14 protein-coding genes are annotated in these 13,850 nt (G+C 60.3%); 7 read left to right on the forward strand and 7 right to left on the reverse strand.

Features of this window, described 5'->3' with window-relative positions; all coding sequences use genetic code 11:
• The first annotated feature begins 386 nt into the window (after nt 1-386).
• The 5 genes from DWV43_RS04305 to DWV43_RS04325 are packed head-to-tail and all read left to right on the forward strand — an operon-like array spanning nt 387 to nt 6,985.
• Nucleotides 387-1,037, forward strand: coding sequence for a hypothetical protein (locus DWV43_RS04305; RefSeq protein ID WP_199408098.1), 651 nt, complete (start codon nt 387-389; stop codon nt 1,035-1,037).
• Nucleotide 1,038: 1 nt separating this feature from the next.
• Nucleotides 1,039-4,101, forward strand: coding sequence for a type III restriction-modification system endonuclease (locus DWV43_RS04310; RefSeq protein ID WP_033499421.1), 3,063 nt, complete (start codon nt 1,039-1,041; stop codon nt 4,099-4,101).
• Between the two features lies 1 nt (nt 4,102).
• Nucleotides 4,103-4,987 (forward strand): DUF4238 domain-containing protein, encoded by an 885-nt coding sequence (locus DWV43_RS04315; protein ID WP_022349656.1) that lies wholly within the window; start codon nt 4,103-4,105, stop codon nt 4,985-4,987.
• Nucleotides 4,988-5,011: 24 nt separating this feature from the next.
• Complete coding sequence (locus DWV43_RS04320) at nt 5,012-5,230, forward strand: hypothetical protein (RefSeq protein ID WP_022349657.1); 219 nt, start codon at nt 5,012-5,014, stop codon at nt 5,228-5,230.
• 51 nt (nt 5,231-5,281) lie between these two features.
• Nucleotides 5,282-6,985: a DUF262 domain-containing protein gene (locus tag DWV43_RS04325; RefSeq protein WP_022349658.1), complete on the forward strand. Its 1,704-nt coding sequence runs from the start codon at nt 5,282-5,284 to the stop codon at nt 6,983-6,985.
• A 3-nt stretch (nt 6,986-6,988) separates the two neighbouring features.
• Here DWV43_RS04325 and DWV43_RS04330 read toward each other — a convergent pair whose 3' ends face one another.
• Genes DWV43_RS04330 through DWV43_RS04340 form a run of 3 tightly spaced genes read right to left on the reverse strand, consistent with a single transcriptional unit; the run spans nt 6,989 to nt 8,695 of the window.
• Nucleotides 6,989-7,414 carry a hypothetical protein gene (locus DWV43_RS04330; protein ID WP_022349659.1) on the reverse strand — a complete coding sequence of 142 codons (426 nt, stop codon included), beginning with the start codon at nt 7,412-7,414 and terminating at the stop codon, nt 6,989-6,991.
• A gap of 5 nt (nt 7,415-7,419) precedes the next feature.
• Complete coding sequence (locus DWV43_RS04335; RefSeq protein WP_022349660.1) at nt 7,420-8,490, reverse strand: site-specific integrase; 1,071 nt, start codon at nt 8,488-8,490, stop codon at nt 7,420-7,422.
• 1 nt (nt 8,491) lies between these two features.
• Nucleotides 8,492-8,695: a hypothetical protein gene (locus DWV43_RS04340; protein WP_006681531.1), complete on the reverse strand. Its 204-nt coding sequence runs from the start codon at nt 8,693-8,695 to the stop codon at nt 8,492-8,494.
• A gap of 140 nt (nt 8,696-8,835) precedes the next feature.
• On the opposite strand from DWV43_RS04340, the gene DWV43_RS04345 reads away from it, so the two are divergent.
• The gene (locus DWV43_RS04345) at nt 8,836-9,249 is read left to right on the forward strand and encodes a helix-turn-helix domain-containing protein (RefSeq protein WP_022349661.1); all 414 of its coding nucleotides are present in this window, start codon (nt 8,836-8,838) and stop codon (nt 9,247-9,249) included.
• Between the two features lie 618 nt (nt 9,250-9,867).
• Here the strand turns inward: DWV43_RS04345 and guaA are convergent.
• The gene (gene guaA / locus DWV43_RS04350; protein WP_117635915.1) at nt 9,868-11,466 is read right to left on the reverse strand and encodes a glutamine-hydrolyzing GMP synthase; all 1,599 of its coding nucleotides are present in this window, start codon (nt 11,464-11,466) and stop codon (nt 9,868-9,870) included.
• 267 nt (nt 11,467-11,733) lie between these two features.
• On the opposite strand from guaA, the gene DWV43_RS04355 reads away from it, so the two are divergent.
• Complete coding sequence (locus DWV43_RS04355) at nt 11,734-12,747, forward strand: asparaginase (RefSeq protein ID WP_117636940.1); 1,014 nt, start codon at nt 11,734-11,736, stop codon at nt 12,745-12,747.
• Between the two features lie 22 nt (nt 12,748-12,769).
• Here DWV43_RS04355 and DWV43_RS04360 read toward each other — a convergent pair whose 3' ends face one another.
• The 3 genes from DWV43_RS04360 to DWV43_RS04370 all read right to left on the reverse strand — a co-directional run bounded on the left by DWV43_RS04360 (nt 12,770) and on the right by DWV43_RS04370 (nt 13,847).
• Complete coding sequence (locus DWV43_RS04360; RefSeq protein WP_117817125.1) at nt 12,770-12,988, reverse strand: helix-turn-helix domain-containing protein; 219 nt, start codon at nt 12,986-12,988, stop codon at nt 12,770-12,772.
• Nucleotides 12,989-13,208: 220 nt separating this feature from the next.
• Nucleotides 13,209-13,394: a hypothetical protein gene (locus DWV43_RS10060; protein ID WP_147346262.1), complete on the reverse strand. Its 186-nt coding sequence runs from the start codon at nt 13,392-13,394 to the stop codon at nt 13,209-13,211.
• A 69-nt stretch (nt 13,395-13,463) separates the two neighbouring features.
• Nucleotides 13,464-13,847, reverse strand: coding sequence for a DUF1648 domain-containing protein (locus DWV43_RS04370; RefSeq protein ID WP_117757407.1), 384 nt, complete (start codon nt 13,845-13,847; stop codon nt 13,464-13,466).
• Nucleotides 13,848-13,850 lie beyond the last annotated feature (3 nt).

The following is a 13,850-nucleotide window of genomic DNA, read 5'->3' on the forward strand; positions in this document are numbered from 1 at the left end:
CTGCGGAAACGCGGGGCCCGTTCAGGCTGTTGCGTTGAGATTGAAAATCAACCCCTTATATGTAACAATCATACCGGCTTCCTAACGTTCAGAATGGTTTCTACTGTCTGCTGCGGTGTTTGGTTGGAATTGTCCAGCCAAAAGCCGATCCGTGGTGTTGTCTGCATTTTACTAAATACAAATTCAATGTATACAGAAAGAAATATATAAGGAGTGGGAGGGATTCCGCCGTAGTCGGCATTGTAGGAAAATCCAAAAGTTTAGATTTTCTCAAAATGCTTATCTTTTGGTCTTTGGTTCGGAATAGTGTAGTGCTGGCGGTCTATCTATTGTTTTCGGTTGCTTGCTTCTTTACCGTACATGAGCATTTAAGCACGGGTGATATTGTGCTTGATTTTTTCTCAGGCTCAGCATCGACCGCCCATGCCATGTTCCTGCAGGAGCTCGGAAAAGATGATCGCTATCAGTTTATCCTTGTCCAGCTTCCAGAGCCTTGTGACCCGAAACGCGACGCCTACAAGGACGGGTATGAGACTCTCTGCGACATAGGCGAAGGACGCATTCGCCGCGCAGGCGACAAAATCAAAACCGAGCTCGAGGAATCCAACCGTCAACTCAAGCTTGGCGAGGGACCCAAGCAGCTTCCCGACATCGGCTTCCGTGTGTTCGAGCTCGATGAGTCCGGCATTGAGAAGCCCGAGCCCGGTCAGCTCCTCTTCGACGTGGTCAAGCCCGATCGCTCCGATATGGATATCGTCTTCGAGATGATGCTCAAATGGGGCCTCGAGCTCACGCTGCCCGTCGAGAAGTCTGAAGCCGCGGGCTATCCCATCTGGTCCGTCGCTTGCGACGAGCTCGTCTGCTGCATGTCCCGAGGCCTCACCATTGAGGCGCTCGAGGCCATCGCCGACATGGAGCCCAGGCGCGTTCTCATCCTCGATTCCGTCCTCGACGACACCCTCAAGCTCAACGCCGTGCAGATCTTCAAGCACGCCGGCGAGCGCATGGGCTGTGAGATCGAATTGAGGACGGTCTAGCATGGCGGCGCTCGAGTTCAAGTTCTCATCCGACCAGCAGCACCAGCTGGAGGCCATCGAAGCAACCTGCGACCTGTTCCGCGGACAACAATTTATTGGCAGCGTATTCTCCGCCGATTCCGGCCGCAAAGGCCAGACGGCAATCGGCGAGCTCATGGTCGGCCACGGCAACGAGCTTCGCGTGGCGCCGGGCCAGCTCCTCGACAACCTGCACGCCGTGCAGGAGGAGGGCTGCCTCCCGGCAACCGACGTCCTCACCGATGGGCGCCTGCGAGACTTCACCGTCGAGATGGAGACCGGCACCGGCAAGACCTACGTCTACATCCGCTCCATCTACGAGCTAAACCGCCGCTACGGCATCACCAAGTTCGTTATCGTCGTGCCGAGCGTGGCCATCCGCGAGGGCGTCCTCAAGAGCCTCCAGACCACCCGCAGGCACTTCGAGACGCTCTACGACCGCACGCCGCTCGACTACTTCGTGTACGACTCGAAGGACATGGGGCCGGTGGGTAACTTCGCCACGTCGAGCTCCATCCAGGTCATGGTCATCAACATCGACGCGTTCAACAAGGGCCTCGAGAAGGATGGCACCGCGAAGGAGGGCAACCTCTTCCACCGTCCCAGCGAGAAGCTCACCGGCGGCTTCAGCCCTCGCGAGCTCGTGAGCGCCTGCAAGCCCGTCGTCATCATCGACGAGCCCCAGAGCGTCGACAACACCAAGCAGGCCAAGGCCGCCATCAAGAGCCTGAACCCGCTGTTCGTGCTGCGCTACTCGGCCACGCACAAGCAGGCCTACAACATGATCTACCGCCTCACGCCGGTCGACGCCTTCGAGCGCCACCTGGTGAAGGGCATCTGCGTGGACTCGATCAAGGCCGAGGCGAACCTCAACGGCGCGTACGTGAGGCTCGAGTCCGTCAAGTCCGACCCGTTCTCCGCCAAGGTGTCCATCGACGTGCGCCAGGCCGACGGCACGCAGAAGCGCAAGGCCGTCACGGTGAAGACCGGCAACGACCTCTACCAGAAGAGCGGCGAGAACAGCGACTACGAGAGCGGCTGGGTGGTCAACAACATCGGCGCCGCAGTGGGCGACGAGTTCATAGAGTTCCAGAACGGCGAGGTGCTCGAGCTCGGCGAGGCGCTGGGCGACGTCAACGAGGAGGTCGTCAAGCGCGCGCAGATCCGCCGCACCATCGAGGACCACCTGGCCCGCCAGTTCGAGCTGTGGCCGCGCGGCGTGAAGGTGCTCTCGCTCTTCTTCATCGACCGCGTCGACCGATACCGCGTCTACGAGCCCGAAGTCCACGGCGGCCTGTACGCCCTGATGTTTGAGGAGGAGTACGCAGGTGCCCTGAACTCGAAGGCGCCTCGTCGCATCGCAAAGGCGGCGGGGATCGGCAAGGGCACGTGGCTCGAGTGCTACGAAGCCGTCGGCGCCCCGCTGGTGCGCGACCCCCACGCCGTGCACCAGGGATACTTCGCCAAGGACAAGAAGGGCAAGTTCAAGGACTCCAAGGGAGCCGCCGGCACCGCCGACGACGCCGGGGCCTTCGAGCTCATCATGCAGAAGAAGGAGACGCTCATCTCCTTCCCGGACGGCAAGGACGCGGACAAGGACGTCTCTTTCGTCTTCAGCCACTCCGCGCTCAAGGAGGGCTGGGACAACCCCAACGTGTTCCAGATCTGCACGCTCGTCGAGACAAAGGACAACCTGACCAAGCGCCAGAAGATCGGCCGCGGTCTGCGCCTGTGCGTGAACCAGGATGGCGAGCGCCTGTACGACCCAGAGGCGAACGTGCTCACCGTCATCGCGAACGAGAGCTACGACGACTTCGCCAACGGCCTGCAGAAGGAGCTTGAGGCTGAGGACTTCAAGTTCGGCGTCATCACTCCGGAGAGCTTCACGAAGGTCACGGTCAAGGGCGATGATGGCGTCGAGGAGCGCCTGGGCTACGAGAAGTCCAAGCAGGTCTACGACCACCTCGTCGCGACCGGCATGGTCGACGACAAGGGCGCGGTGACGCCCGAGCTGAAGGCGGCCGCCGAGGAGGGCAAGGTCGAGCTCCCCGCCGAGCTCGAGCCTGCCAAGGAGCAGGTCGAGGCGATCATCATCCACAAGTCCCAGAGGGTCCAGATCCGTGACAAGGCCAAGGAGGTCTCGGTCGAGCTGCAGAAGGACGTCACGCTCGACCCTGCGTTCCAGGCCCTGTGGGACCGCATCCGCCAGCGCACGCGCTTCCAGGTCGAGGTCGACTCCGGCAAGCTCATCGAACATGCCATCGAAGCTGTCGACGGCATGCTCGCCGTGCGCCCGCCCCAGGTGACGAGCGAGCGTGCCTCGCTGGGCATCGACGACGCGGGCGTGAGCGCCGAGGGCACGGGCACCTCCGTGGTGTCCGTTTCGGGAAAGGTGAAATACGACCTTCCCGACCCGATCGCAGAGCTGCAGGACGCCGTCGGGCTCACCCGCGGCACCATCAAGGCGATCCTCGAGGGCTGCAGCCGCCTCGACGAGTTCGAGATCGACCCCGCGACCTTCCTCGCGCAGGTCGGCGACAAGATCAACCGCGTGAAGAACGACCTCATCGCCCAGGGCATCAAGTACGTGCGCCTTCCCGAGGACGAGTGGTACACCATGCGCGACCTCGAGCTTGACGACTACACGGCCTACCTTGGGCAGAACGCGTGGAAGCCGGACATGACGAGCAAGAGCCTGTACAACTACGTGGTCTACGACTCGGCGGGGGTCGAGCGCTCCTTTGCCGAGGCTCTAGACAAGCAGGAGGAGGTTCTCGTGTTCGCGAAATTGCCCTCGGCGTTCAAGATCGACACGCCGCTCGGCAGTTACAACCCCGACTGGGCGTACGTCGAGGAGGCCGACGGCGAGCGCCGCGTGTACTTCGTGACCGAGACCAAGGGCGGCAAGAACGGCGAGCCCGCCCTGCGCGACGCGGAGAAGATCAAGATCGGCTGCGCCAAGAAGCACTTCGAGGCGCTGGACCTCGGAAACGACTTCCATTACAACGTGCGCACGACCTACCAATACGAGGCGGTGAAGGCTTAGGATGTCGAAGCTGCCCGGAAAGATGACGCGAAAGCAGCACTGGGTGCCGCGGTTCTACCTGCGCCATTTCGCGGATTCCTCCGGGCAGCTTCATGCCTACAGCAGACAGAAGGGCTCCTTCTTCCGCACGAATTGCGAGAACCTTTGCAGCATGCGCGATCTTTATGAGGTCGAGCATGCCGATGCGACAGGCGATGCGACAGACAGATTCTATGCGCAGAACCTCATCGAGGTTAAGCTATCTGAGCTCGAGAGCCGCATCGCGCCGCTTTACGATCGCTTTTTGGAACGCCAGAAAGAAGACCAGTGCGAAGACGAAGGGTATTCTGATGGGAAAGCCGCCGTTTGCGAGCTGGCAGCAAATATCATCGTCCGGCACCCTATCAGTATGCGCGTCGACAAGAAATGGTCACGCGAGACTGCCGAAGAGCTGCTCAGAAACGTTCATCTGACACCCTATGAGCTCGGCTTGCTCGATTGGTCGGATTGGCGCGGGGATTCCCAAGCGGTGGTCGAGCTTGCCGCCGCCGCAACCATGCTCTTCTCCAACGATGATATTGTGCCAGTTAACCGTATTCGAAAGGCTTTTTTTGAGAAGAGCTTCTCCATCCTTAGGGCACCCGTCGGCTCAGGGTTCGTTACGACGTCGATGCCTATGTTCATCATCGGGCCCGAGGACGACTCGTACGATTTTCATCTCGCGTATATGCCGTTGAGCAGTGAGTATGCTGCGGTCTTTTCAGATGACCCTCTATTTCCGCCGTTTGCGAGACTCGGTTTTTCGGGCGTCGAGTTCATGAACCGACTTCTTCTGCTTAACTGCGAGCATTGGGATGTCGCCATATCGAGGGGAAGCGGCCCGCTCGAGCACGCGGTACGCGATTGAAGTCAAGCGAACAGTGCCGAATTCATGCACGAGATGTTCACGCGCGACGGCAGGGAGCTATCCCTCGACACAGTGATCTACGACCGCTCGAAGAAGAAGGGGCAGACGATGATCGATACCATCGACCGTGGCTGCCTCGAGGGCGGCTGCCTTGATGACGAGGACCTGCGCATCATCTTCGAGCACCTTCTGGGGAGAAGACGGCAAGGACCGGGAACATTAAAGGGTCAAGCAGCGTATTGATAAAATTGACCCCGCCAGCAATAACCGCAAAGGATAGATAGGGCTTTAAGGATGGATGCAGGAAAAGCAACGATAAGCGGCGTGTTCAACGGATCGCGCCTGCTCGAAATACCTTTTTACCAAAGGGCGTACGTCTGGGGAGAAGAGCAATGGGAGCGTTTCCTCGGCGACATGGAGTTCGTCACGGCCTCGAAGCGGCCCTATTTCCTGGGCTCCATCATCCTGAAGCAGGCCTCCTCCGGCAACACCTGGTCCGAGGTCTCCGAGGTTCGCACCGTCATCGACGGCCAGCAGCGACTCACGACCATGGTCATCTTCTTCAAGGCACTCTGTGCAAAAAACGGCACCAACAATTTGTTTGAGCGAGATTTCGTCCTGGAGACCGGCGATGTCGCCTTGCGGCACGGCAAGTACGACCGGCAGGATTTCGAAAAGGTCGTCAGCGCCACGGGCTGCGAACCCCTCGAGGGCTCCTCGGCCATCGTCCTTGCCTACAACTACTTCCTCAAGAATATCGACCCGGAGAAGGTCGACAGGAACACGATCAAGTCGAACGTCCAGTTCGTCTGCATCGATCTTACCGAGGGCGAGGACGAGCAGCAGATATTCGACACCATCAACTCGCTCGGGGTGCGCCTGACGACGGCGGAGCTCCTTAAGAACTACTTCTTCAACCGCGAGAACGAGCAGGCGTTCAAGGAGTGCTGGGAAGACGTCTTCGAGCCCACGGCTGAGAAGAGGGAGTATTGGGAGCAGGAGATCGTTACCGGGCGCATCAAGCGCACGCTCGTCGACCTCTTCTTCGACGCGTTCCTCCAGATTCTGGTCCAGGACAAGAGGCGTGGCGTCACGACCGAGGACAAGCTCTTCTATTCGCGTACTTCGAACCTCTTCCAGTCCTACAAGGATTTCATCGGCAGGTACTGCAACGGCGACAAGGTCGAGATTCTCGACAACATGAAGGCGTATGCCGAGGCGTTCGAGTCCACGTTCGACCCTGGCTACTGCGACGCGGACATCCCCTCCGCTTCCGGCGTCGAGCGCCTGAACGTGCTGATATTCGGCCTCAAGAACTCGACGCTCATCCCGTACGTGCTCTACGTTCGAAAGAACGCGGAGTCTTCGAGCGAGGAATCTAAGATCTACGCCCTGCTTGAGAGCTACATCGTCCGCCGAATGCTGGTTCAGGCGACCACGAAGAACTACAACAGGCTGTTCACCTCGCTGATCTTGAACGAGGTGAAGGACGCGGAGGCGCTGAGGAAGGCTCTCGAAGCCAATGACGAGGCGACGACGTACATGCCCGGCGACGCCGAGGTTCGAGCGGCATTCGAGGAATCGTGTCTGTACAACCTCCAGTCCAAGGGCGTCCTCTATCTGCTGGAAAGCGCCATTCGTCCGGGCATGAGCAGCACGGCCCTGCTCGGGTTCAACCAGTACACCCTCGAGCACATGATGCCCAAGAAGTGGCGCAACAAATGGGGAGCCCTCGACGATGAGGCTGCCACGCGAAGGGACCGGAAGCTCCTCACGCTCGGCAACCTCGCCATCATCACGCATTCGCTCAACGCCTCCATCCGCGATGCCGATTGGCCCACCAAGAAGCAGGGAAAGGGATACAAGGACGGCCTTGCCCTCTGCGCCGCCGGCCTTGCGACCATGGCCGGCGCCCTAGAGAAGGAGTCTTGGAACGAGGGCGATATCGCCGATCGCGCCGAATGGCTTGCGGACAAGGCGTTGGAGGTCTGGCGCTAGGCCCTACCTGCGTCCCATCTCGAAGATGCTTGCGGTGTCGGAACCCGCATCGATGACGGATGGAACCGGCTCTTCCAAAAACGTAGTTCGTGGCGATGTCTCTTCCGTCGGCGCGTCAAGAGGCTCGCCGAGCGCTAGGAAGAACCTCATCACGTGCTCAATTCTCTGTTGCAGGGACTCGCTCAGCTCGCCGTAGGAGGCCGCCAGCCGCACCTCCTTGGCCAATTCCGCCATCGAGTCCCTCAGTGCCTTCTGCACGCTCACGGAGGGCCTCACCTCGACCTGGGTATCGGTGAGCTTGGCGATGATGTAGTCCTGCCTGTTCATGCCGCTCCAGGCTGCCATCTCGCATATGAGCTTGCGCTCCTCGGGCGTGCAGCGGAACGCCATCGTCTTGCTGCGCTTGCGGGCGCTGTTCTCGCACGGCATCCTTCTTACCCCCTCGCCCCGTCGAGCGCGGCGGCCATCTCGTCCTGCTTCGTGGGGAACAGGTGCGCGTAGCGGTAGGTGATGTCCACCGCCTCGTGGCCCATGCGCTCGGCGATGGCCAGCGCGGAGAAGCCCATCTCTATCAGCAGGCTCACATGGCTGTGGCGTATGTCGTGTATGCGGATGCGCTTCACGCCCGACGCCTTGCACCCGCGCTCCATCTCGTGGGCCAGGAAGTGCTTGGTCACGGCGAACAGGCGCTCGTCGGGGGCGACGTCGTCGCGCATCTCGATGAAGTCCGCCATCTCGTCGCGCAGGAAGGCGGGCATGACGATCGTGCGCACGGACTTGGGCGTCTTGGGGTCGGTCACGGTGTCAACGCCGTTGAGGCTCTGGTACGACTTGTTGATGCGCAGCCGCGAGCTCTCCAGCATGAAGTCGGACGGCGTGAGCGCCAGGAGCTCGCCGCAGCGTATGCCCGTCCAGTAAAGCAGCTCGAAGGCGTGGAATGAGAGAGGCTTGTCCATGACGGCCTCGCTGAACCTCAGGTACTCGTCCTTGGTCCAGAACTGCATCTCGCCGCCCTTCTTCGAGCCTATCTTGTCGACCCTGCGCACCGGGTTGTCGCTGAGGCCGTAGTAGCGCTCGGCGTGGTTGAAGATGGCGTTGAGCTGGTTGTTCACTGTGCGCAGGTACGTCGGTGCCCAGGGCTTCCCGTCGGCGTCCCGGTGCTCGGTGAGCTCGTTTTGCCACCTGATGACGTCGATCGGCCTCACGTCGCACATGCGCATGTCCCCGAAGAACGGCACGAGCTTGTCGTTGATGATGTACTCCTTGGTGATCCACGTGTGCTCGCGTATGCGCGGCTTCACCTCGGAGGCGTACACCTCGACGAACTCGGAGAACGTCATGTCCATGGCCCCGCCGTTAAGGCTCTTGAACTGGCTCTCCCACACTGCGGCCTCCACCTCGGAGGAGAAGCCGCGCTTCGTCTTGTGGCGCTTCGAGCCGCGGGCGTCGCGGTAGTAGCACTGCACGTAGAACGTGCCGTTGCCGTCGTCCTTGTACACGGGCATGTCAGTCCACCTCCGGGAAGTACAGGGCGTCGAAGACGTCGCTTCGAACGCGCCCGCGGATGACCACGCGCCCGCGCGCCTCCTGCTCGGCGTTTATCTTCCTGATCACCTCGTAGGCGCTGCCTTTCTTGATCCTCAGCAGCTCCGCGACCTCGTCGGCGTCCAGCATGTGCGGCCTCGGCGTCTTCGCCACCTTCTCGTCCATGGCTCCTCCAATCAATGGCGTACGGATACGTACGGTTCACAGATTCAGAGTAAACGTACATATCTGTACTGTCAATAGAATTGCGTACATTTGCGTACGCTGATAAGATGTGCTGGTACGTAATTCCAGGAGGAGGGCTCATGTCCGTAGGCGAGAACATAAGGCGGTACCGCAAGTCGCGCGGCATGACGCAGGCGCAGCTCGCCGAGGCGGTCGGCCTGACCGAGGGGGCCGTGCGCCACTACGAGAGCGGCATCCGCGCCGTGAAGCCCGAGCTGCTCGAGTCCATCTCCGCGGCGCTCGGCGTGTCCGTCAACGCCCTCAAGGATTACGGCGTCGAGACTGCGGGCGACCTCATGTCGCTGCTCGTGCGGCTCGAGGACTCCTTCGGCATCGTGCCCGCAGCCGACGGCACGGGCCTCTCCCTGAACCCCAAGGCGCCGCACGCGCCCAAAGCCGCGATGGCGATCGAACTGTGGGCAGAGAAGCGCGCGCAGCTCGAAAACGGCAAGATCGACGCCGACGAATACGAGGACTGGAAAGCCTCGCTGTAGCGGCTCTCCGCATTTCGCGATCAACGCAACCGAATCAGGACGGTGGACCAGGCGGCGAGCGCCGCTCGGGCCTGCGTAAGCTGAGTTTTTACTCCCCATTGCATGCCAAGGCATTTCCGGCGCACCTGGGGAGTAAATGACGCGGTGGCTTACACGGCGGCACGCGGCAGTACGCCGCGGCATTTCCCCTGGTTACTCCCGTTTTCATTGAGGCGGCGAGATTCTTTACTCCCCATTAACCACCTGGGAAAACGCTGTGAGAAGACCGCCGAAAAGCCTATTGAGTTCGATTTGAGTTTCACAGGCCCCGAAACGGCCCCGTTTGGCTCTCGGAGACAAAAATCGCGCGTCTACTCACTTGGGATGAATCCTTACTCCCGTTCCTCCGAATGCCGCACCGTGCCTTGCCGTCTTGAAACACGGGGGAGTAAATTGCGAAATCGCAGGTGAAAGGGAGTAAAACGACAAAGAAAAAGCCTCCGTCCCAACGCGGGAACGGAGGCTCGGTTATCGTATTTACTCACCAACATCGCTGGCGGCTTTGCCATGACTCTCGTACGAAACGAAACTCAGCGGCACAGTGCGGCACTCAAAAATGCAGGTCAGAACCCTATCAGCCTACTCCCACTCGATGGTCGCGGGCGGCTTGGACGTGATGTCGTAGCACACGCGGTTGGCGCCGGGAACCTCGGCAACGATGCGGCCGGAAATGCGGGCCAGCACGTCGTAGGGCAGCTTGGCCCAGTCGGCGGTCATGGCGTCGCTGGACTCGACGGCGCGCAGGATGATCGGGCGCTGATAGGTGCGCTCGTCGCCCATAACGCCAACGGACTTAATATCGGGCAGGACCGCGAAATACTGCCAGCAGCTGTGCTCGGAGTTGCGCTCGCCGGTCTGCTCAAACAGGCGCTGGTTGTAGGCGTCGAGCTCCTCGCGCACGATAGCGTCGGCGTTCTTGAGGATCTCGAGCTTCTCTTTGTCGACCGCACCGATGATGCGGATGGCAAGACCCGGGCCCGGGAAAGGCTGACGGAACACGATGTGACCCGGCAGACCCAGCGCCAGACCAAGCGCGCGGACCTCGTCCTTAAAGAAGTGGTCGAGCGGCTCAATGAGGTCGAAGTGCACGCCCTCGGGGAACGGGATCAGGTTGTGATGGCTCTTGATGGTGGCCGTCTTGCCGCCCGTCTTGCGAGCGCCGGACTCGATGATGTCGGGGTAGATGGTGCCCTGAGCCAGGTACTTCACGGGTTTACCATCGGTCTCAAGCTGCTGAGCAACCGCGAAGAACTCTTTCCAGAACTGCGTACCGATGATGCGGCGCTTCTCCTCGGGCTCGGTCACGCCGGCCAGAAGCTCGGCATAACGGTCCTCGGCGTGGACGTGGATAAAGTCGACGTCAAACTGCTTGGTGAAGACCTCCTCCACCTGCTCGGGCTCGCCCTTGCGCAGCAGACCGTGGTTGATGAACACGCAGGTCATCTGCTTGCCTACGGCGCGGGCGCCCAGCGCAGCCACGACGGAGGAGTCGACGCCGCCGGACAGGGCCAGAATCACGCGGTCGTTGCCGACCTTCTCGCGGAACTCGGCCGTCATGGTCTCGACCAGGTTGTCCATGCTCCAGTTGGGCTCCAGGCCGCAGATCTCAAACAGGAAGTTGCTCAGCAGCTGCTGACCGTACTCGGAATGCTTGACCTCGGGGTGGAACTGCGTGGTGAAGATCTTGCGCTCGACGCACTCCATGGCGGCAACCGGGCACACGTCGGTGCTGGCGGTAACGGTAAAGCCCTCGGGCACCTCGGAGACGGCATCGCGGTGGCTCATCCACACGGTCTGCTCCATGGGCGTGGAGTTAAAGAGCTTGGCGCCTGCCGTGCGCGTGATGGTGGCGCGGCCATACTCGCCCACCTCGGAGTGGCCGACCTTGCCACCGAGCGTCACGGCCGTGATCTGATGACCGTAGCAGAAGCCCAGGACGGGAAGGCCCAGGTCAAAGATGGCGGGGTCGATGGACGGAGCGTCCTCGGCATACACAGAAGCCGGGCCGCCGGAAAGGATGAGCGCAGAGGCGTTCATCTCGCGAATCTCGTCGGCCGAGATGTCGCAGGGAACGATCTCGGAATACACGTTGAGGTCGCGGACGCGACGGGCAATGAGCTGACCGTACTGCGCACCAAAGTCGAGTACGAGGACCTTTGCGGAAGCCTTTTGATCCATGGTTTCCCCCTCTTGTTGGCGGGGAGCCGATGCTCACCCGCGTGAATGAACGAAATAGCTTTCATAGTGTACACGTTATATGGGGTTTCTCGTCCCTCGCAACCATCAGCGCACGGCAAACGCACGACCTGGACCCCTATTTGACGGCAATTGAAGTGTTACCGAACGTTACAGATGATGTAATACGTTTGAACATTGGACGCCCTGTGCCACAATACTGCCGAACGACTCCGCCCTCGCGGCGGCAAATACGATAGGAATACCAGCATGAAGCGCATCCTTCTCATCGCCACGGGCGGCACCATCGCATCGACCGAGGACGGCAACGGCCTCTCCCCCGCCCTGACCGGTGAGGAACTCGCCCAGAGCGTTCCCGAGATCTCGGGCCTCTGCGAGCTCGACGTCGTGCAGCCCATGAACATCGACAGCACCAATATGCGCCCGAGCGACTGGATGCGTATCCGCGACGTCATCGTCGAAGGCTATGCCGATCACGACGGCTTCGTAGTCCTTCACGGCACCGACACCATGAGCTACACCGCGGCGGCGCTTTCCTATCTGATTCAGGACAGTCCCAAGCCCATCGTACTCACCGGCTCGCAAAAGCCCATGGGCAACCCCTTTACCGATGCCAAGCTCAACCTGTACCAGAGCCTGCTCTATGCGCTCGACGAGCATTCACACGACGTCTCGATCGTGTTTGGCGGCGTCGCCATTGCCGGCACGCGCGCCCGCAAGCAGCGCACCATGAGCTTTAACGCGTTCATTAGTGTCAACTATCCGCCCATTGCCTACATCCGCAACGACCGCATTGTGCGCAACGGGCTTCACGGCACTCACCAGAATGAGAATCCGGTTCGTTTCTACGACAGTATCGACCCGCGCGTGTTTGTCCTTAAGCTGACACCCGGCGTGAACCCGGGTATCCTGGACGCCCTTGCCGATAGCTACGACGCCATGATTCTGGAGACCTTTGGCATTGGCGGTATCCCCGAGTTTGGTGAGTCGGGCGAGTCATTCCAGGAGGCGATTTTCCGCTGGGTCGATTCGGGCCGTACTGTCGTTATGACCACGCAGGTCCCCGAAGAGGGCCTCGATTTGGGCGTTTATGAGGTCGGCCGTGCTTACGCGGATCATCCGGGCATTCTGCGCGGCGACGACATGACCACCGAGACGCTCGTGGCCAAGACCATGTGGGCACTCGGCCAGTCACGTGATGCGGCCGAGATTCAGCGCCTGTTCTACAGCCAAGTCAACCACGACCGCATCCCGATGGCGTAATTCAGTTGTCGACGGGTATCCCCTATTCGATCCCCTCGAGAAGCTCTGACACCGTCATGCCGAGTGCGGGCGCGATCTTAAATAGAACCTTGAGCGTGAAATTTGCCGTCCCATCTTCGATTCGGTCGAGGTAGGGTCGGCTGATTCCTGTCGCCACACAAAAATCAACCTTGGAGATACCAAGGTCTCTGCGCGCCTCTTCGACCCGCCTGCCAAGAATCTGTTTCGCACGTTCGTCCATGCAGCCGAGTTTGAAATGGAGCCGAACAAAAACGTAAACTATAGTTTACGTTTTGCCGAATATACAGGAGTTTTCTATGTCGGCTTGCTCGATTTACATGCGTCAGAAATCACGTTGCGCAGACGGTGTGCAGCCCAAGATTGTCATCGTTGAGGCCGAATACCTTTCCCCAGACGAACGAACGGCCTTTGCGTTGCTATCGAGCCGTGTTGCGACCGCACTACTCCCCGACCCGGCGAGAGGCGAGCTCGCCGCTCAATGTCAGGCGTTCGGCTGCGCCCTTGGCCAGGCCGTAGTAATAGCAACCAGCCAGCGTGGCCTGCCCCTTCTCCTCGAAGCCGGCGTCGCGCTCGCCCTTCGCGGTGCCGGATACGAAAACGAGGCCGCCGCCGATGTAGTCTTTCAACCACGATCGAGCGGCGGCCTCGCAGCAGCCATCGAATATGCTTGCAGGCTCGTTGCCTAAAGGCGCAAGCTAAAAGCCCAGGCCAAAGCCTGTTCCGGTAATAGCCGAGTACATAAAGTAGACGTTGATTACGTTGAGGAACACACCCGTGATGCAGCCGTTTCGCAGGTAGCGCTCGCACACGATGCGCGCCATGGCGGCGGAGTCATCATTGTTTTTAGCCTGACGTCCTGCCGTAAAGTACGTCGCCACGCTCAGCAGCAGGTTGAGCACCGGCAGTGCCAGCAGCTCGTAGCTCTTGCCCCAGCGCGTCACCTCACCGGCCGCGTTAAACTTCGTTGCCACCTCGGGACCAATGTTGGGGATAACACACGCTGCAACCACCAGCGGAATCACCGCAAGTACGAGCAACGCAATACCCATGTAGCCAGCTTTTTTGCCATATTTAAACATATG

The organism is Collinsella sp. AF05-9, from assembly GCF_003465595.1.
GTDB lineage: Bacteria > Actinomycetota > Coriobacteriia > Coriobacteriales > Coriobacteriaceae > Collinsella.

Coding starts and splice junctions, on each gene's coding strand:
- DWV43_RS04360 (WP_117817125.1), bottom strand. CDS start 12,988: ATGGACGAACGTGCGAAACAGATTCTTGGCAGGCGGGTCGAAGAGGCG.
- DWV43_RS04335 (WP_022349660.1), bottom strand. CDS start 8,490: ATGCCCGTGTACAAGGACGACGGCAACGGCACGTTCTACGTGCAGTGC.
- DWV43_RS04340 (WP_006681531.1), bottom strand. CDS start 8,695: ATGGACGAGAAGGTGGCGAAGACGCCGAGGCCGCACATGCTGGACGCC.
- DWV43_RS04370 (WP_117757407.1), bottom strand. CDS start 13,847: ATGTTTAAATATGGCAAAAAAGCTGGCTACATGGGTATTGCGTTGCTC.
- DWV43_RS04345 (WP_022349661.1), top strand. CDS start 8,836: ATGTCCGTAGGCGAGAACATAAGGCGGTACCGCAAGTCGCGCGGCATG.
- DWV43_RS04355 (WP_117636940.1), top strand. CDS start 11,734: ATGAAGCGCATCCTTCTCATCGCCACGGGCGGCACCATCGCATCGACC.
- guaA (WP_117635915.1), bottom strand. CDS start 11,466: ATGGATCAAAAGGCTTCCGCAAAGGTCCTCGTACTCGACTTTGGTGCG.
- DWV43_RS04325 (WP_022349658.1), top strand. CDS start 5,282: ATGGATGCAGGAAAAGCAACGATAAGCGGCGTGTTCAACGGATCGCGC.
- DWV43_RS04310 (WP_033499421.1), top strand. CDS start 1,039: ATGGCGGCGCTCGAGTTCAAGTTCTCATCCGACCAGCAGCACCAGCTG.
- DWV43_RS04330 (WP_022349659.1), bottom strand. CDS start 7,414: ATGCCGTGCGAGAACAGCGCCCGCAAGCGCAGCAAGACGATGGCGTTC.
- DWV43_RS04320 (WP_022349657.1), top strand. CDS start 5,012: ATGCACGAGATGTTCACGCGCGACGGCAGGGAGCTATCCCTCGACACA.
- DWV43_RS04315 (WP_022349656.1), top strand. CDS start 4,103: ATGTCGAAGCTGCCCGGAAAGATGACGCGAAAGCAGCACTGGGTGCCG.